25 protein-coding genes are annotated in these 25,278 nt (G+C 33.4%); 18 read left to right on the top strand and 7 right to left on the bottom strand.

Annotation, left to right across the window (positions count from 1 at the left end):
• Positions 1-117: 117 nt before the first annotated feature.
• From KQA_RS0209540 to KQA_RS0209520, 5 genes are all read right to left on the bottom strand, one after another.
• On the bottom strand, positions 118-510 hold the full coding sequence (locus KQA_RS0209540) for a hypothetical protein (RefSeq protein WP_010180495.1): 393 nt from the start codon (positions 508-510) through the stop codon (positions 118-120).
• A 322-nt stretch (positions 511-832) separates the two neighbouring features.
• Complete coding sequence (locus tag KQA_RS0209535; protein ID WP_010180493.1) at positions 833-2,383, bottom strand: SGNH/GDSL hydrolase family protein; 1,551 nt, start codon at positions 2,381-2,383, stop codon at positions 833-835.
• A 51-nt stretch (positions 2,384-2,434) separates the two neighbouring features.
• Positions 2,435-3,661: an OmpP1/FadL family transporter gene (locus KQA_RS0209530; protein WP_010180491.1), complete on the bottom strand. Its 1,227-nt coding sequence runs from the start codon at positions 3,659-3,661 to the stop codon at positions 2,435-2,437.
• Positions 3,662-3,762: 101 nt separating this feature from the next.
• Positions 3,763-4,533: an alpha/beta fold hydrolase gene (locus KQA_RS0209525; RefSeq protein ID WP_010180489.1), complete on the bottom strand. Its 771-nt coding sequence runs from the start codon at positions 4,531-4,533 to the stop codon at positions 3,763-3,765.
• 61 nt (positions 4,534-4,594) lie between these two features.
• Positions 4,595-5,308 (bottom strand): pyridoxine 5'-phosphate synthase, encoded by a 714-nt coding sequence (locus KQA_RS0209520; protein ID WP_010180487.1) that lies wholly within the window; start codon positions 5,306-5,308, stop codon positions 4,595-4,597.
• A 139-nt stretch (positions 5,309-5,447) separates the two neighbouring features.
• On the opposite strand from KQA_RS0209520, the gene KQA_RS0209515 reads away from it, so the two are divergent.
• The 16 genes from KQA_RS0209515 to dnaG all read left to right on the top strand — a co-directional run bounded on the left by KQA_RS0209515 (position 5,448) and on the right by dnaG (position 22,242).
• Positions 5,448-6,101, top strand: coding sequence for a CBS domain-containing protein (locus KQA_RS0209515; protein ID WP_010180485.1), 654 nt, complete (start codon positions 5,448-5,450; stop codon positions 6,099-6,101).
• Positions 6,102-6,207: 106 nt separating this feature from the next.
• Positions 6,208-7,089: an NAD kinase gene (locus KQA_RS0209510; RefSeq protein WP_010180483.1), complete on the top strand. Its 882-nt coding sequence runs from the start codon at positions 6,208-6,210 to the stop codon at positions 7,087-7,089.
• 249 nt (positions 7,090-7,338) lie between these two features.
• The gene (gene porG, locus KQA_RS0209505; RefSeq protein ID WP_010180480.1) at positions 7,339-8,067 is read left to right on the top strand and encodes a type IX secretion system protein PorG; all 729 of its coding nucleotides are present in this window, start codon (positions 7,339-7,341) and stop codon (positions 8,065-8,067) included.
• 277 nt (positions 8,068-8,344) lie between these two features.
• Positions 8,345-9,082: an isoprenyl transferase gene (locus tag KQA_RS0209500; protein ID WP_010180478.1), complete on the top strand. Its 738-nt coding sequence runs from the start codon at positions 8,345-8,347 to the stop codon at positions 9,080-9,082.
• Positions 9,054-11,696, top strand: a complete 2,643-nt coding sequence (locus tag KQA_RS0209495; protein ID WP_010180476.1) for a BamA/OMP85 family outer membrane protein — start codon at positions 9,054-9,056, stop codon at positions 11,694-11,696. Before KQA_RS0209500 ends, KQA_RS0209495 begins: the two co-directional genes overlap by 29 nt.
• Before the next feature lie 41 nt (positions 11,697-11,737).
• A complete protein-coding gene (locus KQA_RS0209490) occupies positions 11,738-12,526 on the top strand; it encodes an OmpH family outer membrane protein (protein ID WP_010180474.1) in 789 nt (262 codons plus the stop codon).
• Between the two features lie 40 nt (positions 12,527-12,566).
• Positions 12,567-13,079 (top strand): OmpH family outer membrane protein, encoded by a 513-nt coding sequence (locus KQA_RS0209485; protein ID WP_010180472.1) that lies wholly within the window; start codon positions 12,567-12,569, stop codon positions 13,077-13,079.
• Between the two features lie 101 nt (positions 13,080-13,180).
• On the top strand, positions 13,181-13,969 hold the full coding sequence (gene murI / locus KQA_RS0209480) for a glutamate racemase (protein ID WP_010180470.1): 789 nt from the start codon (positions 13,181-13,183) through the stop codon (positions 13,967-13,969).
• A 125-nt stretch (positions 13,970-14,094) separates the two neighbouring features.
• A complete protein-coding gene (locus tag KQA_RS0209475; protein WP_010180468.1) occupies positions 14,095-14,328 on the top strand; it encodes a hypothetical protein in 234 nt (77 codons plus the stop codon).
• A gap of 159 nt (positions 14,329-14,487) precedes the next feature.
• Entirely contained in the window at positions 14,488-15,411 is a 924-nt protein-coding gene (locus KQA_RS0209470; protein ID WP_010180466.1) for a NifU family protein, read from the top strand.
• A 106-nt stretch (positions 15,412-15,517) separates the two neighbouring features.
• Positions 15,518-15,721: a dodecin family protein gene (locus KQA_RS0209465; RefSeq protein ID WP_010180464.1), complete on the top strand. Its 204-nt coding sequence runs from the start codon at positions 15,518-15,520 to the stop codon at positions 15,719-15,721.
• 131 nt (positions 15,722-15,852) lie between these two features.
• Complete coding sequence (locus KQA_RS0209460; protein WP_010180463.1) at positions 15,853-17,973, top strand: thioredoxin domain-containing protein; 2,121 nt, start codon at positions 15,853-15,855, stop codon at positions 17,971-17,973.
• 118 nt (positions 17,974-18,091) lie between these two features.
• A complete protein-coding gene (locus KQA_RS0209455; protein ID WP_010180461.1) occupies positions 18,092-18,949 on the top strand; it encodes a mechanosensitive ion channel family protein in 858 nt (285 codons plus the stop codon).
• 32 nt (positions 18,950-18,981) lie between these two features.
• Positions 18,982-19,182, top strand: coding sequence for a hypothetical protein (locus KQA_RS20240; protein WP_157366637.1), 201 nt, complete (start codon positions 18,982-18,984; stop codon positions 19,180-19,182).
• A gap of 46 nt (positions 19,183-19,228) precedes the next feature.
• Positions 19,229-20,209, top strand: a complete 981-nt coding sequence (locus tag KQA_RS0209450; RefSeq protein ID WP_010180460.1) for a polyprenyl synthetase family protein — start codon at positions 19,229-19,231, stop codon at positions 20,207-20,209.
• 8 nt (positions 20,210-20,217) lie between these two features.
• On the top strand, positions 20,218-22,242 hold the full coding sequence (gene dnaG / locus KQA_RS0209445) for a DNA primase (protein ID WP_010180458.1): 2,025 nt from the start codon (positions 20,218-20,220) through the stop codon (positions 22,240-22,242).
• A 6-nt stretch (positions 22,243-22,248) separates the two neighbouring features.
• Here dnaG and KQA_RS0209440 read toward each other — a convergent pair whose 3' ends face one another.
• Together KQA_RS0209440 and nadE are read right to left on the bottom strand one after the other, a co-directional pair.
• A complete protein-coding gene (locus KQA_RS0209440; protein ID WP_010180456.1) occupies positions 22,249-22,878 on the bottom strand; it encodes a LuxR C-terminal-related transcriptional regulator in 630 nt (209 codons plus the stop codon).
• Between the two features lie 100 nt (positions 22,879-22,978).
• Positions 22,979-23,767: an NAD(+) synthase gene (gene nadE / locus KQA_RS0209435; RefSeq protein ID WP_010180454.1), complete on the bottom strand. Its 789-nt coding sequence runs from the start codon at positions 23,765-23,767 to the stop codon at positions 22,979-22,981.
• 193 nt (positions 23,768-23,960) lie between these two features.
• Here nadE and gldB point away from each other — a divergent pair, with 193 nt between their 5' ends.
• Entirely contained in the window at positions 23,961-24,920 is a 960-nt protein-coding gene (gene gldB / locus KQA_RS0209430; RefSeq protein WP_029209542.1) for a gliding motility lipoprotein GldB, read from the top strand.
• 11 nt (positions 24,921-24,931) lie between these two features.
• On the top strand, positions 24,932-25,270 hold the full coding sequence (gene gldC / locus KQA_RS0209425; protein ID WP_010180450.1) for a gliding motility protein GldC: 339 nt from the start codon (positions 24,932-24,934) through the stop codon (positions 25,268-25,270).
• Positions 25,271-25,278 lie beyond the last annotated feature (8 nt).

Genomic DNA, 25,278 nt, shown 5'->3' with positions numbered 1-25,278 from the left:
GGATCTATTTTTTAATTCCAGATTAAAACTAGACTGCAAATCAAAAAGGATAACTATAAAATTAAAATAATGAAAAGAATAATATTAGTTACAACTCTCACAACCATCAACTATAAATCAATAAATCAATAGTTTTAAAAAAAGAGAATGGCTTCGAACTAAATATTCTCCACTAGTGAGATCATGTGTGTTTATATGTTGATCAACATCAATTACCTGAGTAGAAACCAGAGGTCCTTGAGTTTTGAAAATATGAATAACGTCGCCTTTTTGTAAGCTGTTTATTTTTACCTTTTCTCCAATACGGGCAGGATTGGGGTGCATGGAATAATTATGTAAAGTTTTAGAAACTTGATTTAAAACCTCACTTTTTTTCTGATTAAAATTATCTGATTCACTTTCAAAATATCCCATACTAATTCCTATAGGAAGTGAGCGATCAACTCTATATTGAGCACTTATAGGAGTAAAAGTAGCTATGCTAAGTAATAATAGAAGTATTCGTCTCATAATTTTAATTTTTAAAGGTTAAAATAGTTCACGAAATAATTTTTGCGATAATTTAAAAAATTATTCTGTATTCAATAATGCATGATATATTGATTTAGTGATGATTATCATTTTTTTATTATTGTAAATTTAAGGAAAATAAGTCATAAATTTTTATATATACTTGTTATTCAATATATAAGCGTAATTAATAGATTGTTTTTTGATTGTATTAATTAATACGATTTTGCGGATAAAATAATACTTGGTAAAGCTAAGGCATAAAAAAACCTCCATCAAAATCAATTGATGGAGGTTTGAAATATAAATGAGGAGTTGAGTCCTATTTCAGTCTTACCGTAGGGAAGGCTCCCGAAGCAACAGGTTGTAATGTTGATCCGTATTTAGCATTAATAGTTTCCATCATTTCATTGGCAATAACTGCATTTCCACGAGGAGAAAGGTGTACACCATCTAATGAAAAGAAATTACCTATGGCACTTGTGACAATTGATCCATTAACATTAACACCAGTAGTACTTAATACTTTTAAACGCGCATTAGCATCATAAAAAGCCAAATCATTAGCGTCTGCTATAGCTTTAATACTTGTGTTTATAGCAGTTGTAGCAGTTTCTATTTCTGCTATTTCAGAATTGCTTAAGTAGTCTTTGTTTTCTATAGGCTTAACAGCATTAAAAATAGTAGCAGATTCTGCAGCTGTAGGTAAACCTCCAGTAGCTAATTTTCCTAAAATAGTAACTACTTCTGGCGTAGCTGCTACAGATCCATAAAACTCTGTTCTTAATGCATTTTGATCTATTGTAAGTAATATTAACTCATCTTCACTTATTTGACGAATTCCCATTGGATTTGTTAGTGTCGTAGGTGTGCTAACTATAAAACGGTTTGGTCCTGGGTTGAAGGTGAATGCGTATTGGCTAGCTAAAGCGTCTGCCTGTGCTTGAGGAGTTCCCATTAGTTGAGCTCCTCCAGAAACTATGGCAGTATATGCTCTAAAAAAACCCGTTAAATTAGCTGCTTGTTCAGCATCAAGTACAAGAGCGTTATTTGGTATCCTAGTAAAAAATGGTAATGTTTGAACATCAGGAATATTCATTAGAAGTCCTTTGGCGCCATTTGCAGTTAAATTTTGAATTAATTGACCGTATATGTCTGAAACAAGTTGGGTGTCAGATAGGTCAGCAGGCTTGTAAGAAGCGGCATCTCTATTTCCTTGTTGGTTAGTTCCTATACCTCCATTAGTTGCATAACCTAAAATATCATTATTACCAATCCATAAACTAAAAAATGTAGGTTGTTGTGCTAATGCATCTGCAATTACTGTTGTTTCATCAGAAGAAGCAAAACGTCCAAAAAAGGGATTTAATGTCCCATAACCAGGTGTGACTAAGTGAAAACTTCTAGCTCCAGGTACGCCCATATTGTTAAATGTACCTTCTAGTCTTTCTAATGATTTTGCAGAAGATTCACCTTCAATAGTTTCTGGTAAACCAGTTTGCAAATTAAAAACCAATCTTGGTGGTGCTAATAAGGTTCCTGGGATTGGATCACAAGTTAAAGGGTCTCTCTCAGGTATGTTAGGGAAACCTCCAACATTATCTGCCATAAAAGGCACGGTAAATTCACCGCCACCAGCAGCTTTCATTTGTTCGGCGATTAGTACAGGGAAAGCTACTTTTTGACCATCTATATATAGTGTTTGGTCGGCAAAACCTGCTGTTAAGGAATTACCAAGGGCAACATAGGTAGAAAAGTTAGCCTCACCACTGCTTTGTGGCGCGGGCGTACCAGTTACTTCGTTGTCAAATTCGGGTTCGCAGGCTACTAAGGCTAGCGATAGTATTGATATATATTTTATGTAATTTTTCATGAGTGTAATTTTTTGGGTTTAAAAAGGGACTTATTTTGACTATGTAGCTGCCTATAATTTGTAAGTCAATCCTAAACCACCAATTATGGCATTTGATTTATAAGTTCCAGAAAAACGCTCTACCGTATCGTTAGGGTTAGAATCGTAGGATTCGTCAGTTTCACTAAAGTATAAGTATAGGAAGGAAGCATCAATAGCTAATTTGCTAGTTACGTTATACGAAAAACCAGTGGTAAATCCTTGAGAGTCATTACGAGGAGTCTCTGGGGAATAAAAACCAGATTGTACTGGAGATTCATCATAATAGTATCCACCTCTAAGTGTAAGTTTATCATTTAAGTCATACTGTGCTCCAATACGATAAATGTTAGAGTTTTTGTAGTTACGTGCATTTCTTGAGTCTGTTGAAGCAGGATTGGTAAAATCAATATCTAAAGATTTGTAAGTACTCCAATACGTACGGTTGAATTCAGCCGCAAGTAATAATTTAGGAGATACTTTTACCGATCCTCCAAAAGTAAGCTCGGCAGGTAAGGGTAAGGTAGCATTAAATTGTGTCTCCGGTAAATCAATGTTGGTAAAAGTTACGTCACCACCTCTAGCATTCAATTCAATTTTACTACGGTATGATGCCCCAATAGCTACGTTTTCACTAGGTCTAAACATAGTTGAAAATACCCAGCCCCAGTTGTCTACACCATCAGCATCAACTTCAACATTAGGGTTATTTGGAGTTCCTCCAGGGGTTCTTACCAAATTACGATCAAAATTTACACTTCCAGTAGCGTAAATAGGACCACCACCAATACTAAATGATTCATCAAGTTTAATAGAAATTACAGGATTGATATAAATGGATTTTAAACTTATAGAGTTTACTAAATCCGATCCAGCCCAGTCTTTTTCCCATTCAATAGAACTACCGTATGGGGTATAAGCAGCAAGTGCTACAGATAGCCAATCATTAATTCCGTATGAAATGTATAAGTTAAAAGGAGTACTTAGGGGGTTGTCTGTTTTTGCGCTTTCGCCAGTAAGAGTATTTTGGTATTTGGCAGTTGAGCTAATGAGTGTCACACCACCACTTATATTCAGTTTGTTTTCTAGGTATACCAATCCAGCTGGGTTAAAAAAAGCAAGTTCGGCACTGTCCACAACACCTACGCCTGTGTGTCCCATGGCTAGGGCACGTTGACCTTGCAAACTTACCCTGTATCCACCGGCAAAGGCACTTAAAGTAATTAGCCCAAGGGCTATTGAAAATAGTAGTTTTTTCATGATTTGAAACTTAAAATTCTTAAATAGTTAAAGTAAATTTAAGCTAAATTTTGTGTTTTTTTTTAAAAACAATGGAAAATACTACTAAAAATAAGTGCTTTTTATGGAGTTTTTATGAATTTGGAAGAATAATTAAAAAAGTCGACAGGGTTTTCTGCATGTAGCCAATGTCCTGATTTTGATATTTCTTGAACCTGCGAATTGGGGAAATGAGTTTTAATCAAGGTGGAATCATTGGCTAAAATATAGTTGGAATTTTCGCCACTTAAAAAAAGTGTCTCTCCGTTAAAAAAAGCAGTATTATCTAATGCTTTTCCTATTTCGTGTACTTTTTGGTTAAGTATTTTTAAGTTGATACGTAGGTCAAACTCGGTTTTTGATTTTCTGTAAAGGTTTTTTAATAAAAATAAGCGTGTGCCTGTATCCTTGATATATTGTTTCAAAATAGTTTCAGCATCGGTTCGTGAAGTAATTTCAGAAAAATCTAAAGCCAGTAAACTATCTAAAATATCTTGATGATGTGGGGCGTAATATTTTGGTGCGATATCTGCAATAATAAGCTTTGCAACTAGGTGGCTATGTTCACAGGCAAAATGCATGGCCGTTTTTCCTCCCATGGAATGTCCTAGTAAAATAATAGAGCTTAATTGATGTGTGTTACAATATTCAAGTAGGTCATCACTTAGATGTTGATAGCTAAATTGATCACTATGTGGACTACGACCATGATTACGTTGGTCAATCATATGTACTTGATAGCCTAATTCACTATATTTTTTTCCTAAAGTTTTCCAATTGTCACCCATACCTAAAAAACCATGGAGAATTAAAAATGGATCCCCTTCGCCTATGATGTTAGAGTGTAGTTTCATTTTTTGTAATAAGTTTTTTTATTTGTAATATAAAATCGAAATTTTGAACATCAAGTATCAACTAAGATAATTTTCTTAAATACATTTGGACTACATTTTCTAAGCCTAAATACAGGGATTCGCAGATTAAAGCGTGTCCTATGGAAACTTCTAGTAGTCCAGGAATGTTTTTGCTGAAATATTCAATATTGTCAAGCGATAAGTCGTGTCCGGCATTAATTTCTAACTCATTTGCAAGGGCAACTTCTGCGGCAGCTATATAAGGAGTGATAGCTGTTTTTTTATCATTGGTATAGTTTTTAGCATAAGCTTCGGTATACAATTCAATACGATCGGTGCCCGTTTTTTTGGCGCCTTCAATCATGGAGCTAACCGGGTCTACAAATATGGAGGTACGAATGTTATTCCGTTTAAATTCAGAAATTACTTCGGTTAAAAAAGCTTCGTTTTTTAGCGTATCCCAGCCAGCGTCACTAGTAATATTAGTTATGGCATCGGGAACTAGTGTCACTTGATCGGGTTTGATGGCAAGTACTAAGTCGATAAATTTAGAGATTGGATTTCCTTCAATATTAAATTCAGTAGTCACAATTTTTGATAAATCATGCGCGTCTTGGTAAGTAATATGACGTTCATCGGGTCTGGGGTGTATGGTAATTCCTTGCCCGCCAAATCGTTCAATATCTTTTGCGGTTTTTATAAGATCGGGCATATTGCCTCCGCGTGCATTACGTAACGTGGCAATTTTGTTTATATTTACACTAAGCTTAGTCATGGCTTCAAAATTTTATTCAAAAGTACAAACTTGTTTGTGCATTGTATAGAAACTTGTTGGGACTTTTTTTGATTTTTGGTCTTGTGTAGTAAATCGTATAAAACCCTATGAGATTAAAATAATTTTTCAATCTAGTCATATGAATTTAGAAATACTGAATGATATTCCTCCGTTAACACCAGATTCTAGAATAGAGTTTGCTCAATTGTTATTTAATGAATTAACTTTTTCTCACTTACCTGTAGTAGAAGGAAATCAATATTTAGGAAGCCTTTCTGAAAATGATGTACGCAGTTTTGAAAAAGATAAATTAATCGGTGATTTTTCAATTGATTACGAAGGTTTTTTTGTAAAAGAAGGTGTAAATGAGTTAGAGGTAATGGAAACCTTAGGAAAATATGACACCAATGTAATGCCTGTATTGAGTCAAGATAAAGGAATGTATTTGGGATACGTGGAATTGCAAGAAGTAATATCCGTATATGGGGATATGCCTTTTTTGAGTGAGTATGGAAACGTTATTGTAGTACAAAAAGGAATTAATGATCATTCATTTAGTGAGATTTGTCAAATAGTGGAGTCAAATAATACCAAGGTATTGGCTGTGTATGTGTCAAATATGGAGCGTGATGTGGTTCAAACCACGGTGAAAACAAGTGATGGTGATATGAATGGGTTACTACAAACCTTTAGAAGGTATGGGTATGAGATTATTTCAGATCATTATGATGATGTTTTTTTAAAAAACTTACAAGAGCGTTCTAGATATTTGGATAAGTATTTAAATATGTAGATTTTTGAACTAGATATTTTAGATAACTACATTCGATTTTATTTAAAATTAGAGAACAGTAGGTAATCAAAAGGAGCGAAGTATTCACACAAACCACTACCACCACATGAAAGTAGGTATCTATGGGCAGTTTTATCATGAAAATTCAGGAAAATATATTCAACAATTATTAGAATTGCTAGACGTAAATTCTGTAGAGGTTATTATTGAAAAGAATTTTTTAAAGCTGATTCATCAACATGAAAGTATAAGTAAGAATTATTCTCATTTTAGCACCTTTGAAGAGTTAGATACTTCGTATGATTTATTTTTTAGTATTGGGGGGGATGGTACCATACTAAAAACGGTTACTTATGTACGAGATTTGGGTATTCCCATTGCTGGAATTAATACAGGACGTTTAGGTTTTTTAGCGACTATTCGAAAGGAAAAACTTCAAGAATCCGTTCAGCAGATTTTTGAAGGTAATTATAGCGTGTCGTCTAGAAATTTATTGCAAATTACCTCAGATACGGGCTATGATTTCGATAAAGTTAATTTTGCGCTCAATGAGATTACGGTAAGTCGAAAAAACACCACTTCGATGATCACAGTGCATACCAAGGTGAATGAGGAGTTTTTAACTTCTTATTGGGCCGATGGGATGATTGTTTCTACTCCAACAGGGTCTACAGGCTATTCGTTAAGTTGTGGAGGTCCAATAGTAATGCCCGAGACTTCAAGTTTTTTATTGACACCTATAGCGCCGCATAATTTAAATATGAGGCCTTTAGTGATACCTAATGACTATGAGCTTTCTTTGGTGATTTCGGGGAGGGAAGATGAGCACTTAATTTCATTAGATTCCCGAACACATACGTTGCCAAATGATACCGAAGTGCGCATTCGAAAAGCTGATTTTAAAATTAATATGGTGCAATTAAACGATGAAAGTTTTTTAAAAACACTCCGAGAAAAAATGCTTTGGGGTGAAGATAAAAGGAATTGAATCTAGATGATGGATGTGTTAGAACTTGGTTGTAAAGAGTGAAAGCTTAATAGAATCAAGAACTTTCTTAGTTTTAGTATAACACCATTACGGTTAAATTATGGGTTAAACATTAATTGAGAACAATAAAATCTAAAGCAGAATTCGATGGAAATCACAATAAATTCAATCAAAAACTGTTTTACATTTTTACAATGAAAGTATATTTACGTAATAAAGCAAACAAAATTTCTATATTTGCAAACTTTGATGATTATGCGGAAGACCTTTTTCACACTTCTTACAATTTTAGTAGTTTCACTTGTACAAGCGCAAACGTATGAGGTGGGAGCTGTGATTGGTGTGTCTAACTATGTGGGTGATATAGGGAATACAACATTTATTAGACCGCAGGATACAGGTTTTGGTATTATTGCCAAATGGAATAGGAGTAAACGTCATTCTTTTCGGTTTTCGGCGGCTTATATTCCAATCAGCGCTAGTGATCCAGATTCTTCAGATCCATTAAGGCAACAACGAGCATATTTTTTCGATAATTCTATAAAAGAAATTTCTTTGGGTATTGAGTATACTTTTTGGGAATGGGATTTACATACTGGTGAAAAGCAAATGGTTCCTTATTTGTATACCGGTATTACTGCATTTAGTTATGGAGATTTAGCTCGAAGAGATTTTACAACAACATCTGGGGCAGCAGCAAGTGAGTTTTTGGCATTTGATGATACTTGGTCTATGGCTATCCCAATTGTTTTAGGGATTAAAACAAACTTAGGGAGACACTTTGTTGTAGGTTTTGAGTTAGGAGCTAGATATACATTTACGGATAACTTAGATGGTAGTAATCCAGAAAATTTAAGCTTACCAGGAGGCTCATCGGTCTTAAATTTTGGAAATTTAAATAATAATGACTGGTATTTTTTTAATGCATTAACCCTTACTTACACATTTGGTAGGCGCCCTTGTTATTGTAATTTCTAATAAGAATAAGAGTCAATATAAATTTTTAAGCACTTTCCCCTTTAAAATAAGCTAAAAAATAAGTTAAAATCATTTAAGTTTGTTGAGCAAACAAAAATGGGTATTCAAAAATGTAGAGTAAGCATTTTTTCGATTTTTTAAATAATTTTGGCTAAAAGTTGTGAGCTTTTTTCTTGAGTAACTTACTTTTGTAGTGGCTTTTTAATAAGTTGCTTAAATTTTAAAATGAGAATGTATATAATCCAGTCGGAAATGTTTCGGTGGAATGAATAGTATGATGAGTATAAAAGAACAATTAAATACAAATATCCCAAAGCACTTAGCTATCATAATGGATGGTAATGGGCGTTGGGCAAAAAGCAAAGGTCTTTTACGTGCTCTAGGACATGAAAGTGGGACAAAAACAGTAAATAGAGTAGTGGATGCATGTCGTGATTTAGGTATTGAATACTTAACACTTTATGCTTTTTCTACAGAAAATTGGAATAGACCAAAATTAGAAGTAGATACATTGATGCGTTTGCTAGTTAAATCGCTAAAAAGAGAGCTATCTAATTTTATAAAAGGAGGAATTCGCTTAAATGTAATAGGTAATATTGATGCATTACCTAAGAAGGCAAAAGAAGAGTTGCTTTCTGTTATGGAAAAAACAAAAGATTTAGATACGGTAGTGTTAACATTAGCACTAAGTTATGGTGCTAGAGAAGAACTTGTAAATACTGTCCAAGAATTAGCTGAAAAAGCAAAAAATAATTTAATTTCGCCACATTTAATAACAGAAGACGTTATTAAGGAGCATTTGTACACTAAAAACATACCTGATGTCGATTTATTAATACGTACAAGCGGGGAACAGCGTATAAGTAATTTTTTATTGTGGCAAATAGCTTACGCAGAATTGTATTTCACGCCAGTGTTATGGCCAGATTTTAAAGAAGAAGATCTGTATGAAGCATTATTAAATTATCAACAAAGAGAACGACGATTTGGAAAAACGAGTGAGCAGCTTAGCTAAAACAGTATTGAACTCAACCTCTATTCAGTATATTTTTATTTTATTCTTTTTCATAAGTATTGGTCAGGTGTATAGCCAGAACGATGCTGCTTTTGAAACTAGTAAAAGATATATATTAGGGGAAATTGAGGTGACAGGGTCAACTACATATAATGAACAGACCATTATTACCTATACCGGACTTAGAACTGGTGAGGAAATTTATTTGCCTGGGGATAAAATTAGTAAGACCATAAAAAAATTATGGGAGCTAGGTTTATTTAAAAACATCAATTTATATATCACTAAAATAGAAGACGGAGTTGCTGATATAGAATTAAACATTCAACAAGTTCCCGTGCTTAATGAAGTGAAAATAGTAGGTGTTTCGAAGTCAAAAAATCAGGAATTTATTAAAGATAATAATCTTAATAAAGGAGTGAAAGTAACTGATAACTTAACCACCACTACAAAAAATTACATTCGTAAAAAATATCAAGAAAAAGGCTATTTAAACGCTAAAGTGTTAGTAAATGTTAGCGAAGTAAAAGATACTATAGCATCTAATGAAGTAAACATGTTGGTGCGCGTCGATAAAGGAGAGCGTGTTAAAGTGAATGATATAATTGTCGCAGGAAATGAGAAGTTTTCTGATGCAAAAATTAGAAAGTACCTTAAAAAAACAAAAAAGAAATTTCCTTTACGTTTTTGGAAGCGCTCAAAATATATAGCCGAGGACTACAAGGAGGATAAGAAAAAGATTATAGAGAAATATAAAGAAAAAGGATATCGTGATGCACGTATAATTTCAGATTCTATTGTACAAAGAGATGACAATACTATAGATCTTAAATTATCGGTTGAAGAAGGGAGGCGTTATTACTTTGGAGATATTAGTATTATAGGGAATAGTGTATTTACCGATGAGCAAATTGCTCGTAAATTGATATTGAAAAAAGGAGATGTTTACAATGGGGTATTATTAGATAAGCGTATTGCAGATAATACCAAGCCAGATGCAGATGATATTACTAACTTATATCAAAACAATGGATATTTCTTTTCTAGAATTAATCCAGTGGAGGTGAATGTTAAAAATGACACCATAGATTTTGAATTACGTATTATTGAAGGTAAGTTGACTCATTTTGATAAAATTACCGTTATAGGGAATGATAAAACGAATGATCATGTGGTGCATCGTAATTTAAGAACAAGGCCAGGTGAAATTTTTAGTAAGCAAAAAATTATTCGTACACTTAGAGAACTTGGTCAAACTACATTTTTTGACACGGAACAATTAACGCCAAATATTAAAAACCCAGATCCAAATTCGGGAACAGTTGATGTAGAATATTCTGTTGTTGAAAAAGGATCGAGTCAATTTGAATTACAAGGTGGATTTGGAGGTACAGGTTTTATTGGAACACTAGGCTTGCGATTTAATAATTTTTCTATAGGTAATATATTTAACAAAGAGTCCTACAGACCATTACCTTCGGGAGATGGACAAAGTTTAGCATTACGTGCCCAGGCAAGTCAGTCTTTTAGAACCTATAGTTTGTCATTTGTAGAGCCATGGTTAGGAGGAAAAAGACCTTACCAATTATCAGTGTCCTTTTCGCACACAAATCAATTTCAATTTAATTTCCAAACACGTGAAGTTGACAAAAACCAAAGTTTCCTATTAACTGGGGGTAGCGTAGGAATTGCAAAACGCTTGCGTTGGCCCGATGATTATTTTACATTATCTCAAACCATTGGTTTTAGACATTATAATTTAAAGAATTTTAATGTGAGTAGATTGTTTACATTTGGGAATGGTAGTTCAAATGATTTAACTTATACCTTTGGAATCAGTCGTGATAACACGAGTATTAGTCCAATATTTCCAACAGCCGGATCAAAATTTTCTTTTACGGCAAAAACGAGTTTACCCTATTCATTTTTCAAAAAAACCGATTGGAAAGCTTTAAGAGAAGAGCGTGCGGCGTTAGTGGAAACACAATCGCAAATAAGCTCACAAGTAGTTAATGATCGTATAGCAGAAATTGATCAAGAGCGTTTTAAATGGTTGGAATATTATAAATTAAAATTTGCGGGAGATTGGTATACAGGTTTGCCTAAAAAATTTGTGCTGCGTTCTGCGTTTCAATTCGGGTTTTTAGGTGCTTATAACCAGGATAGAGGAGATATTCCTTTTGAACGTTTTCAATTAGGAGGAAGTGGATTAGGAGGAAATAGTGGTTTAGCTTCTGTTGAAAATGTTGCCTTACGTGGGTATCCAGATGGTAGGGTATTTTCTCGTACAACTGATATTGGTAATACAAGATTTGCAGATTCAGGAGGTTCTACAATTTTTAATAAATTCTCATTGGAACTTAGGTACCCTATAAGTTTAAAGCCTGCAGCAACCATTTATGCGTTAGGTTTTCTTGAAGGAGGTGCGGCATATGACAATTTTAAGCAATTTAATCCGTTTGAATTAAACCGTTCGGCAGGGGCGGGAATTCGTATATTTATGCCAGCCTTTGGTTTGTTAGGTATTGATTTTGCTTGGGGATTTGACTCATTGCCTGGTGAAACTGGACCACACGGACAAGAGATACATTTTATTTTGGGACAACAATTTTAATTTGTGGCACGATTATTTCAATAAGTTAAAAGTAGATACTAATGCGTATAAAAATTTTATCAATTGTAGCATGTTTTTTAAGCATGTCAGCTTTTGCACAAAAAGGAGTTAGAATAGGGTATATTGATATGGATTACATTTTAGACAATGTAGCAGAATATGGAGAGGCCCAAGGACAATTAGAAAAGAAAGTTCAAGATTGGAAAACTGAAATTGAATTAAGGCAAAGTGAAGTTGAGGATATGAAAGTAGCCTTGGCGAATGAAAGAGTACTCCTTACAAAAGAGTTGATAGAAGAACGAGAAGAAGATATACGTTATAAGGAAAAAGAAATAATTGATTACCAACAGCAGCATTTTGGTCCTACAGGATATTTAGTGAGACAAAAAGAGCGTTTGGTAAAGCCAATTCAAGATCAGGTTTTTAATGCAGTGCAAACAATAGCACAAACAAAAAAATATGATTTTATTTTTGATAAATCAGCAGATGTTGTAATGTTGTATTCTGCAGACAGGTATGATATTAGTGATTTAGTATTGCGTAATATCACTAGAGCAGCAAAACGCACGCAGGCGCAATCAAAAGCAGAGAAGAGGAAAATTGAGAATGATGAAGGGAATACGATTGCTCAGGATAAAGAATTACAGGCAAGGCAACGTGAAATTGAGGCAAAACAAAAAGAGCGTGAACGTTTGATAGCGGAGAAAAAAGCCGAAAGAGATAAGTTAAGACAACAAAAGATAAAAGAATATGAAGAGCGTAGAAATAAATTATTAGCCGAAAGGAAAAAGAAACGTGATTCATTAGAAGCTTTAAGAAAAAGTAAATAAATTTAAAAACAGAAAACCAGTATTAATTCAAATTAGTAAAATGAAACAAATAAAAACACTTTTAGTAGCAGTTGCTTTGATTTTTGGAATGAGTAATGTGGCAAATGCACAATCTAAAGTAGCACATATCGCATCTCAGGAATTGGTAAATATTATGCCAGAGTACAAAGCTGCGATGAGTGAACTTGAAAAATTACAAAAAACTTACGATGCTGAATTTAAAACTATGGCAACTGAGTTACAAAATAAAGTAAAGATTTATACGCAAGAAGAAAAAACAAAAACACAAGAAGAAAATTTAAAAAGAGCTCAGGAAGTTCAAGGAATTGAAAAGTCCGTTGGAGAATACCGTCAAAAAGCCCTTAAGGATTTACAAACAAAAGAAGTTGAATTATTAAAGCCAGTTATTGAAAAGGCAAGAGCGACAGTACAAAAAGTAGCTCGTGATAAAGGATATAGCTATGTGTTAGATTCTACAACAGGAACTGGAGTGATCATGGCCGATGGTTATGACTTAATGAACGATGTTAAAAGCGCATTAGGAATTCAGTAATTTTGAAATAAAATAGAATTAAAAGGTTGTTCGTAAGAGCAGCCTTTTTTTTGTGGTAATTTCTAAAAAAGATATAACTTAACAGAAAAGCAAAGTAAATAATGAAAGAACCAATAGGGGTATTTGATTCGGGTATAGGAGGAACTTCCATTCTGAAAGAGTTAGTCAAATTATTGCCTAATGAAAATATGGTTTATTTAGCGGATAGTGCTAATGCGCCTTATGGTCAAAAGTCACCAGAAAAGATTATAGCGCTATGTAAAAAAAATGTAGATCTACTATTGGAAAAAGGCTGTAAACTTATTGTAGTGGCTTGTAATACAGCTACAACTAATGCGATAGCCGAGCTAAGGCGTGTTTATGTTGTTCCTTTTATAGGAATTGAACCTGCCATTAAACCTGCGGCATTGGGTACAAAAACAAAGGCAATAGGTATTCTGGCTACAAAAGGCACCTTGAGTAGTGCTCTTTTTACAAAAACTTCGGATTTATATGCTCAGAATACCGAAATTGTTGAGGTTATAGGAAAGGGCTTAGTTGAATTTATAGAAGCTGGAGATCTTTTAAACCCGGAACTTGAAATTTTATTGAAACACTATGTGGAGCCTATGATAGCTAAGGATATAGATTACTTAGTTTTGGGGTGTAGTCACTACCCTTATTTACTTCCTTTATTAACAAAATTGCTTCCAAAAGGAGTTAAAATCATTGATTCAGGAGAGGCCGTGGCACTTCAAACACATAATGTGCTTAAATCTAAAAACATTAAAAATAATTCAAACATAACGGGTGAATTGTTATTTTTTACTAACAGTAATACCAATACTTTAGAAAAAATTATAAATAAGTGTTTTAAGACAACAAAAAATACGGTGTTAAAAACGCTATAAACAGTAGTCTTTTACTTACTTTTTTAAATTTTAACATTTTTTAACTCGCTGAAATACCAAAATAATCGCTATATTGCGCCATGCTTGATAAGGAATTGAGTATAAGTAACTTAAAATACGCGATTATGAAATCAGTTTTATTCGTTTTGTTTTTCAGTTTAGGAATGGCCGCATTTTCAGCAAATACGGTAATTGACAATGATTTTTCTTTAGAATTAAAGAAGGATATTCTTGTTAACAAAAATCTTCAAAAAACAAAAAAATCGGATAAAGGTGATATAGCGTACAATTCCTACTACGCATTTGAATGGTTGTACAAAGATTCCCCCTTTATAAAAAAGCTTATAGTATTAGCTTAGTTGATTCAAAATTGTTTGTGAGTGAACCCGTAATTACTATTGCGGGTTTTTTGTTTCATAAAATAGACGTGTTTTTTGTTTTTATTTTAACTCGGATTATGTAATAGCACTTCATTATGAGTAGTCTATTCCGTAACTTTGCGTAAAGTTTGAATACCTATGAAAAAGTATACCGTAAAAGTAGTGCCTACATCTCATGAAGGCATAATGAAGTTTGAGGCAAATTATTTTTTAACACAGCATATTAGTTATGAGTTTGAAAATATTGAAGAAGCAAAAATCTCTCCTTTAGCTCAACAATTATTTCATTTGCCATTTGTAAAACAAATTTATATTGCGCAAAATTTTGTAGCTATTAACAAGTATGATATTGTGGAATGGGCAGATGTACAAAGGGAAGTAGCAGAACAAATAGAAGCCTATTTAAATGAAGGGCATCCAGTAATTGATGTGGTAAATACAAGCTCAAAAAAAGTTCCGGTTACCGTATATGCAGAAAGTACACCTAACCCAGGTGTGCAAAAGTTTGTGGCAAATAAAAAGTTAGTACTTCAAACCTTGGAATTTAAAAATATAGATGAGGCAATAGATGCTCCATTGCCAACAGCATTGTTTAATTTTCCGTTTGTAAAAGAGGTTTTTCTAGATGATAATTACGTGTCAATAACTAAATATGATAGAGTAGAATGGAATGATATTTCAAATGAAATACGTGAATTTTTACGTGATTATTTAGAGCAAGGTAAAGAAGTCATTAAAGAAGAGGCTTTTAAAACTCAATCTTCAGAAACTTCAAACGAAGTTGCGAATGAATCGTCATACGTGAATGATGAGAATTTAGATGACGTATCTAAACAAATAATAGCTATTATTGATGAGTATGTAAAGCCTGCGGTGGCAAGTGATGGTGGGAATATACAATTTCAAAACTACGATGCGACTACGCAGAAAGTAGAAGTTATTTTACAGGGAGCTTGTAGTGGCTGTCCATCATCAACTTTTACCCTTAAAAATGGAATTGAGAATATGCTTAAAGAAATGTTGCCAGGTAAAATAGCTACAGTAGAGGCAATCAATGGGTAAGCCATTGAGGAAGTATATATATTTTTAATATGAATTTGTTATAGCGTTAATATTGTTATATATTTAGTATTCAACTAATTATTAATTCTATAAATATTAAAAAATCATGGCAGTATTAAAAGTAATAGAAGTGTTAGCAAATTCAAACAAAAGCTGGGAAGATGCTACTCGTAAAGCAGTAAAACATGCTTCAAAATCGGTAAAAAATATTCGTTCTGTATATGTGAATGAACAAAATGCTACGGTTAATGATGAGGGAGAAGTTGATGAATTTAGAGTAAACGTAAAAATTACTTTTGAAGTAAAGTAGTTATTGTTATAGAGCAATGGTAAAATAGTACTAAATGTTCTAATACATACGATTAATAAATAATATAAAAGCGTACTGATTATGTCAGTGCGCTTTTATATTTTTATGACTTATTCTAAATAAAGAAATCTATGTTATTTCGATTTTTTCTAGCAATAATTTGTTTAGGAATACTTGCTAGCTGTAATACACAAAAAGATCCTATTATGGAAACACATGAGTTTACTAACGATTTAATTCATGAAACAAGTCCTTATTTGTTGCAGCATGCACATAATCCAGTAAATTGGAAGGCTTGGCATCCTGAAACTTTAAAGGAAGCCAAAGAGAAAAAGAAGTTGATGTTAATTAGTGTAGGTTATGCCGCTTGTCATTGGTGTCATGTAATGGAACATGAAAGTTTTGAAGATTCTACGGTTGCCGCTGTTATGAATAAAAATTATATCAATATAAAAATTGATAGGGAAGAGCGTCCGGATATTGATCAAGTATATATGAGTGCGGTCCAGTTAATGACTGGTCGGGGCGGTTGGCCATTAAATGTAATTGCCTTACCTGATGGTAGGCCTGTTTGGGGTGGTACCTATTATCCAAAAGCAGAATGGATGGGAGCACTACAGCAAATTCAGAAAATATATGAAGATGACCCAAGTAAATTGGAAGAATATGCAACAAAACTAACCGAAGGTATTCAATCGGTAAGTTTAGTAACTCCTAATCCAAATGCATTAAAATTTGAAAATAGTACTATAGAAAGTGCTGTGGAAACTTGGGCTAAAAAATTTGATTATAAAAAAGGAGGTTTGGATTATGCGCCTAAATTTATGATGCCTAATAATTATCATTTTTTATTACGTTATGCACATCAAACGAATAATGAGAAGTTAAAAGATTATGTGATTACAACACTTAATCAAATTTCATATGGAGGAGTTTATGATCATGTAGGAGGTGGTTTTGCAAGGTATGCTACAGATGAAAAATGGCATGTGCCTCATTTTGAAAAAATGCTTTATGATAATGCGCAATTAGTAAGTTTATATTCGGATGCTTATTTGTTAACAAAAAATGAATGGTACAAGCAAGTGGTGTATGAAACTTTAGATTTTGTACAACGCGAATTAACGAATGCCGAAGGTGTATTTTATTCGTCATTAGATGCAGATAGTGTAACACATTCCGGTAAATTAGAAGAAGGTGCTTTTTATGTATGGCAAAAGCCAGCATTAGAAACGGCTTTAGGGGTAGAGGATTTTAAACTTTTTGCGGATTATTATAATGTAAATGCTTATGGTATTTGGGAGCATAATAATTATGTGTTGATTCGAAATGAAAGTGATGCTGATTTTATTGAAAAGCATAAGCTTGACAAGGGTGACTTCTTGCAAAAGCAAAAAAAATGGAAACAACGTTTATTAAGTATTCGTTCCAAAAGAGAACGACCACGTTTGGATGATAAAACCTTAACCTCGTGGAATGCTTTAATGTTAAAGGGATATGCAGATGCTTATAGTGTTTTTAATGATGCTAACTTTTTAAAAGTAGCCTTGACAAATGCAGCATTTATTAAAAATAAGCAAATGGCAAGCAACGGTCAATTGATGCATAATTATAAGGAAGGTAAAAGTACGATTAATGGGTATTTGGAGGATTACGCGGCGACTATTGATGCTTTTATTGCATTATATCAAGTTACGTTTGATCAACAGTGGTTAGATTTGTCTAAAACAATGACGGATTATGTATTTGATCATTTTTATGATGATGCTAGCGGTCTGTTTTTCTTTACTTCGGATGAAGATGCAGCTCTGGTAACCCGAAACATTGAGTCATCGGATAATGTAATACCTGCTTCAAATTCAATGATGGCTAAAAATTTATACAAGCTATCTCATTATTTTTCTAATAAAAAATATTTAGAACATTCTCAAAAAATGCTACACAATATACAAGTCAATATTGAGGAATACCCAAGTGGTTACTCTAACTGGTTGGATTTAATGTTGAATTATACCGAAGATTTTTATGAAGTTGTTATAGTTGGCGCTGCTGCAGAAGAAAAAAGAGTAGCCATTCAAAAACAATATTATCCAAATAAAATAATAGCAGGGAGTGCTAAAGAATCTAATCAACCATTATTACAAAATAGGTTTAGTGAAAAGGATACACATATATTTATTTGTGTAAATAATGCATGTAAATACCCAGTAACAGAAGTGGAAGCAGCTTTTAAGTTGTTGAATGATAAATAGCTAAGTGAGCAGTAGGTAGATTGCGATATCATTAAAGTAATGACTTCAAATTTTTTAAGTTTTGAATCGTTTAAATGATGTATCTGTCATACATTTGAGAAAAAAAATTAATACTATGATGACTATTATTTCGCTTTTAAGTTTTTCTGTTTTTGGTTATGAAATTAGTAAAGAAACTATCGATAAATTAGTGGTTTCAGTAATGAGCTATTTGCCAAAAATTATTGCAGCATTACTGGTTTTAATTATCGGTCTTTGGTTAATTAAATTGATAAATAGAGTATTAAGAAACTTTTTTGCAAAAAAGGATTACGATATTACGCTTGAGAAATTCATAGCAGATTTAGTGAATTGGGGATTGAAAGTAATGTTGTTCATTATGGTGATCACTCAATTAGGGGTGCAATCAAGTTCATTATTGGCTATTTTAGGAGCAGCAGGTTTGGCAATTGGTTTAGCGTTACAAGGCTCGCTTTCCAATTTTGCAGGAGGGGTGTTAATATTATTATTTAAACCATTTAAAGTAGGAGATTTTATTGAGGCTCAGGGTCAGGTAGGTACGGTTAAATCAATTTCGATATTTACGACTACATTGCTTACAGCCGGGAATCAACAAGCTATTATTCCCAACGGAAAATTATCAAATGATACAATTAAAAATTACAGTGCCGAGCCTAATCGTAAAAATGTGATGACTATTGGAATTTCTTATGATAGTGATATTAAAAAAGCGAAGGATATTCTTCTGGCTATCGTTAATGGGCAGGAAGCTACTTTAAAGAATCCAGCCCCGGAAGTTTTTGTAGCTAATTTAGGGGATAGTTCTGTGGATTTATCTTTGCGATTTTGGGCAAAAAATGAAGACTATTGGAAACTAAATTTTTATGTGCTAGAAGAAGCTAAAGTACAATTAGAAGCCAATGGGATTTCAATTCCATTTCCGCAAAGAGATATTCATGTGTTTAATGAAAAATAAATACACTTGATAGCAGTGATACTAGTTATTCTATGAGAATAGTAAATTATTTGTTGAGGAATTTTAACCCCGAAAAGTTCGCGAAATTGTGGGAGCAAGACCTATCTGATTTTAAATCAATATACAATAAGTCGTTCAAAAGTGTGGAAAGCGATTACCAACATATGTTAGTAAATAATACTAAAGAAAAGGCGTATAATTGGTTGCGTTATTACAACGAAGTATGTAATTAATATTACTAATAAAAATGTTAAAAACAACTATCTTAGCGGTGTTATTATGAAGGTAGTTGAGCAAATAAAAGCCCCAATTTTAGATGAAATGGAAACTTTCGAGCAAAAGTTCTCCAATTCAATGAGTTCCAAGGTGGCATTGCTCAACCGTATTACCCATTATATAGTGAACAGAAAAGGGAAGCAAATGCGGCCTATGTTTGTTTTTTTGGTGGCAAAAATGCTTTCAGACAATGAAAAGGCAAATGAACGTACTTTTCGAGGAGCTTCGGTAATTGAGTTAATCCATACAGCAACTTTAGTGCATGATGATGTAGTTGATGATTCTAATATGCGACGTGGTTTTTTTTCGGTAAATGCCTTGTGGAAAAATAAAATAGCGGTTTTAGTTGGGGATTATTTATTGTCAAAAGGCTTGTTGCTTTCTATTGATAATGAAGATTTTGATTTGCTTAAAATTATTTCAGTAGCAGTTCGAGAAATGAGTGAAGGGGAGTTACTGCAAATTGAAAAAGCACGTAAATTGGATATATCGGAAGCAGTGTATTATGATATTATTCGACAAAAAACAGCTACGCTCATAGCCGCCTGTTGTAGTTTGGGAGCCGCTTCGGTCCAACCCAATTCAGTTCATGTTGAAAAAATGCGGAAATTTGGAGAGTTGATCGGGATGGCCTTTCAAATAAAGGATGATTTATTTGATTATGGGGAGACTGCTATAGGTAAACCAACAGGAATTGATATTAAGGAGCAGAAAATGACATTGCCACTTATTTATGCATTAAATACGGCAACAGATAAGGATAAAGACTGGATGATTAATTCGGTAAAAAATCACAATAAAAATAAACTTCGCGTAAAGCAAGTAATACAAAAGGTGAAAGATTTAGGAGGCTTGGAATATGCGGAAAAGAAAATGTTGACTTTTAAAATGGAAGCTATAGATATACTACAACAATACCCTAATTCTGACTATAAAAGCGCTTTAGAATTAATGGTGAATTACGTTATTGACCGTAAAAAATAATTCATACTTTGATAGCAAAACAAACCATAGATGCTGTTTATGAAGCTGCTCGTTTGGAGGAGGTAATAGGAGACTACGTTCAGTTAAAAAAATCAGGAAGTAACTTTAAAGGATTAAGTCCGTTTTCCGATGAAAAGTCGCCTTCGTTTATGGTGTCTCCGGTAAAACAGATTTGGAAGGATTTTAGTAGTGGTAAGGGAGGAAATGTGATTGCTTTTTTAATGGAGTATGAGCATTACAGTTATCCAGAAGCAATAAAGCACTTAGCGAAACGCTACGGAATTGAAATTCAGGAGACTGAGCAATCTGATGAGCAAAAAGAGCAAGCCAATGAGCGCGAAAGCATGTATTTGGTGAGTGAGTATGCAAATTCGTATTTTCAAGAGCAATTACATAAAACCGAAACTGGTAAAGCTATAGCTTTAACCTATTTTAAGGAGCGTGGCTTTACTGCCGAAACTATAGAAAAGTTTCAATTAGGATATTCGCCAGATAGCTGGGATGCCTTTACAAAAACGGCAATTAGTAAAGGCTATTTATTAAAATATTTAGAAAAAACAGGACTAAGTATAGTTAAGGAAGAAAAACAATTTGATCGCTTTAAAGGTCGAGTAATGTTTCCTATACATTCCATGTCGGGAAGGGTCTTGGGGTATGGTGGTAGATTGTTGGTTACTAATGCAAAAGCAGCTAAATATTTAAATTCACCAGAAAGTGATATTTACCATAAAAGTAAAGTGCTTTATGGAATTTATTATGCCAAGCAAGCTATTGCTAAAGAGGATAATTGTTATTTAGTTGAAGGCTATACCGATGTAATTCAGTTTTATCAAACGGGAATTACCAATGTGGTATCCTCATCGGGAACAGCATTAACTTCGGATCAAATACGTTTAATTAGTCGACTTTCAAAAAACATTACTGTACTTTTTGATGGGGATGCTGCTGGAATGCGTGCAGCAATAAGAGGAATTGATCTAATTTTAGAGCAGGGGATGAATGTGCGTGTTTGTACATTTCCTGACGGAGAAGACCCTGATAGCTTTGCAAAAAAGCATACTAAAGAAAGTTTACAAGCTTATCTAGATACGAATCAGCAGGATTTTATACGCTTCAAAGCAAGTTTATTACAGGAAGAAGCAGCGGATGACCCTATAAAAAAAGCGGAACTCATCCGAAATATGGTAGCAAGTATTGCTAAAATTCCAGATGTAATTAAGCAAGAGGTATACATAAGAGAGTGTGCTTCTATCATGCAAATTTCAGAGGAGGTACTGTTTACTAGTTTAGCTCAAATTGTAGCCTCAACAAAGAAAGATCAAGATAAAAGATCAAAGTCAAAGCCAAAAGCAGCACCTGTTAAGATGGATCCCAATGTAGATCCTAATGAACCACCCATGGAGGTGTACTTGAATAACATGGAGCCTACAGAAACCGAAGTAAAGGTCAATGTGTTGTTTAGGTTGGAGCGATCCATTATTGGAATTTTGTTGTTATATGGTCAGCAGGAGGAAGTGTTTACAGAATTAATGTATCAGCGTAATGATGATGAGGAATTGGAAATAGTGTCTGTTGAGCAAACTAAAAAGGTGTATGAAAAGGTGTTTTTGGATTTGCAAATGGATGAAATTGAGTTTACACATCCAAGCTTTCAGCAGGTCTATGGTATTTTAATAGAGACTTTAAATGCTGAAGATCAATTTAGGATTGATATGTTTTTACAAATGCTAACTCCGGAATTATCTACGGAAATCACAGATATTCTAATGGAAGAAGAAAAGTATGCATTGGATGACTGGGAACGTAATGAAATATATGTGAAGCAAAAGAAAACAAGTGTAGTTCAGTATGTAAATGATGTCATTTTAAATTTACGTAGACAGTTGGTAGATCTTAAAATATTAGATTTAATGAATGGTATCAAAGAAAAATCACCCGATTCCAATTCTACTATTCAAGAGGACTTATCTGAAGTCATTGAATATCAAAATTTAAAACGAGTGATTTCGGAAAAGCTAAATCGAGTGATATAATATGATCTAGCAAATGTGTAAAATTCTTGATTGATGGATCAAGTCGGCTAAGTTGTCGACTTTTAATTTTTTTAGCAATCTTGTTTTGTATGTGCTAACAGTTTTTTCGTTAATATCTAATTTGTTAGCGATTTCTTTGTTTCTTCTGCCAGCCGAAAGTAGATTGAGTACTTCTACTTCTCTTGTAGATAATTTTTTGAAAGTGTTAAATTGTGAACCTCTGTAACTACGGTTATTTAATTGGTCGCTTAGTCTTTCATTTAAATAAATACCACCTCGAGCAACTCTGTCAAAGGCAAATTTTAAAGTATCTATTGATGCTGTTTTACACAAATAAGCAGAAGCCCCAGACTTTATTGTGCTTAATGCATAAATTTCCTCAGGTTGATGACTAAAAACAAAAACTTTAACGCCTTTGAATCTGTTTTTGATTTCTTTAATGGTTTGAAGTCCATTGGAGTTTGGTAAATCCAATTCTAAGAAAACAATATTTGGCATTTCTTTCCTTATGACCTTAAATAAATTTTTTCCATCTATAAGTGCAGGTAATAATCGAACATCGTTGCTGTTGCTAAACAATGCTTCTAATATCCCTTTACGTGTAATTGGGTGATGATCTGCTACTAATACTTTCATAACAATATTAATTGATGATTTAATTGATTTTGCGTGCAGTAAAACTATAGAGAAAAGCGATTGAAAAAAGTTTTTTAGTGCAAGTTTCGATTAAAAGGTATTATTTTAGGTCAAGAGGTATTTTACAGACCGGAATTGGCTGCATTTTATGCTGGTTTACCGTATTTAGTCGGTGGTAAATTTTGAAAACTTCTTGTTTTCTGCCAGAAAAATCGTCAAAATGCTTACCCTTATCTTGCTGGTTCATTGCCCATTCCAGTTCATCATAGCTTGCTCCGATTTGATCTTCATCGCTACGGCTGTCTCCAAAAAGGCCATCTGTGGGAGCTGCATTTTGGATGGATTCTGGAACATCTAATGCTTTTGCAAGCTGATAAACTTCACTCTTCATTAAGTCTGCAATTGGACTTAAATCTACGCCTCCATCTCCATATTTTGTATAAAAACCAACGCCAAAATCTTCGACCTTGTTTCCTGTTCCAGCAACCAAATAGCCATGTAATCCAGCAAAATAGTATAAAGTAGTCATACGTAAACGAGCACGTGTGTTTGCTAAAGAAAGATCAAGTTGAGCACTAGGCGCTATTTCAGGGACTTGTTTTTTAAAACTTTCGAAGGTCGGAGTTAAGTCAACACGTTCATCACTAACGTTAGGGAAATGCTTTTTTAATTGTGAAATATGTTCTTGAGCACGAGTGACTTGGCTTTCGGCTTGGTGAATAGGCATTTCAATACAAATTGTCTGAAGCCCAGTTTTAGCGCATAGTGTGGAGGTTAGGCCACTATCGATTCCTCCACTCACTCCAACAACAAAACCTTTAATATTAGCGTTTGTAGCATATTCTTTTAGCCAGTTTACTATATGATCTATTACTTTTTCGGTTTTCATTTAATGTAAGTTTATAAGGGTGTTTTTTTGATGTTCAAAACATCATTTTAAATTTCTTTTTATAGTGACATAGTATAAATGGACTAAAAAAAGAATTACTTGTTTATAAAAGTAATTAAAAAGAAACGTTTAATAAAGTATAGAATTAATGTTTGTTTATTTTTGTGACATGAATAAAACAAAGTATTCAAAAATGTATAAATTTATTTTTTTAGCAAGCTTCAGTTTAATTTTTTTAGCATGTAAAAAAGAATATAAAATGCCGGCTGAAATTGCTTCAATTCCAGTTGAGGTGTCTATTGAACGTTTTGATCAAATGTTTGTAAATCTGAGTGATACAACACTATTAGGGATGAAGAAAAAATACCCTTTTTTATTTCCTACAAAATATGAAGATAAATTCTGGTTAAAAAAATCAAAAGACACATTACATCAAGAGCTGGTGAATGAAGTTGAAAAAGTATTTCCAGATTTAAATGAGGTGAACGCTGAATTGATATCATTTTATAAATATCTTATTTATTATTACCCCTCAGTAAAGGTTCCTAGGATAATTTCCCTGATTTCGGATGTGGATTATAAAAATAATGTAGTACTCCGAAAAGAATTGTTACTGTTATCCTTAGATACCTATTTAGGTGGCGAGCATTACTTTTATGAGGATATCTCAAAATATATTAAGGACGATTTTGAACCTTCTCAATTGGTGCCTAATATCGCTATGGCATATGCTCAAAAAATTGTTCCAAGAGCAGATGGGCGTGACTTGTTAGCTCAAATGATATTATTTGGGAAAAGGAGGTATTTGCTACGTACATTATTGCCAAAAATGGAGCTTTCGGATATTTTTGGGTATTCCAAAAGGGAAATGGATTGGTTAATGGATAATGAATCTTTTATTTGGCGTTATTTTATTGAGAAAGAGATGCTTTTTAGTACGGATAAGGACTTGTTACCTCGTTTTGTATATCCGGCACCTTTTTCAAAGTTTTATTTGTCAATAGATCAGCAAGCGCCAGACAAGGTGGGGCAATACATAGGATATCAAATAGTACTTGCATTCATGGAAAAGAAGAATGTATCTTTGCAGCAGCTTATGGAAATGGATAGTAAATCCATTTTTGAAATGTCAACATATAAACCCCAAAAATAATCGCGAATAAAATGGCTGTTACACATACTTCTGAAATTAAAATAAAAGTTGGATTAGATGAAAATAAAGTGCCTGAAGCACTATCATGGACAGCTCAAGATGGCGGTGTAACGGATGAACAAGCAAAAGCTTTTTTACTTTCGGTATGGGACGCTAAAGCCAAGGAGAGTTTACGAATTGATTTATGGACAAAGGATATGCCTGTTGATGAAATGAAGCTGTTTTTTCATCAAACTTTAGTGGCTATGACGGATACTTTTCAGCGTGCTACTCAAGATGTAAAAATGGCTGAGACTATGCGCGATTTTACGGATTACTTTGCTGAAAAATTAGATTTAAAAAAGAAGTAACCTCAGTT

Source organism: Aquimarina agarilytica ZC1, from assembly GCF_000255455.1.
Taxonomy (GTDB): Bacteria; Bacteroidota; Bacteroidia; order Flavobacteriales; family Flavobacteriaceae; genus Aquimarina; species Aquimarina agarilytica.
Note: the sequence above shows the minus strand (reverse complement) of the source record. Positions and strands in the feature narration are given on the sequence as shown.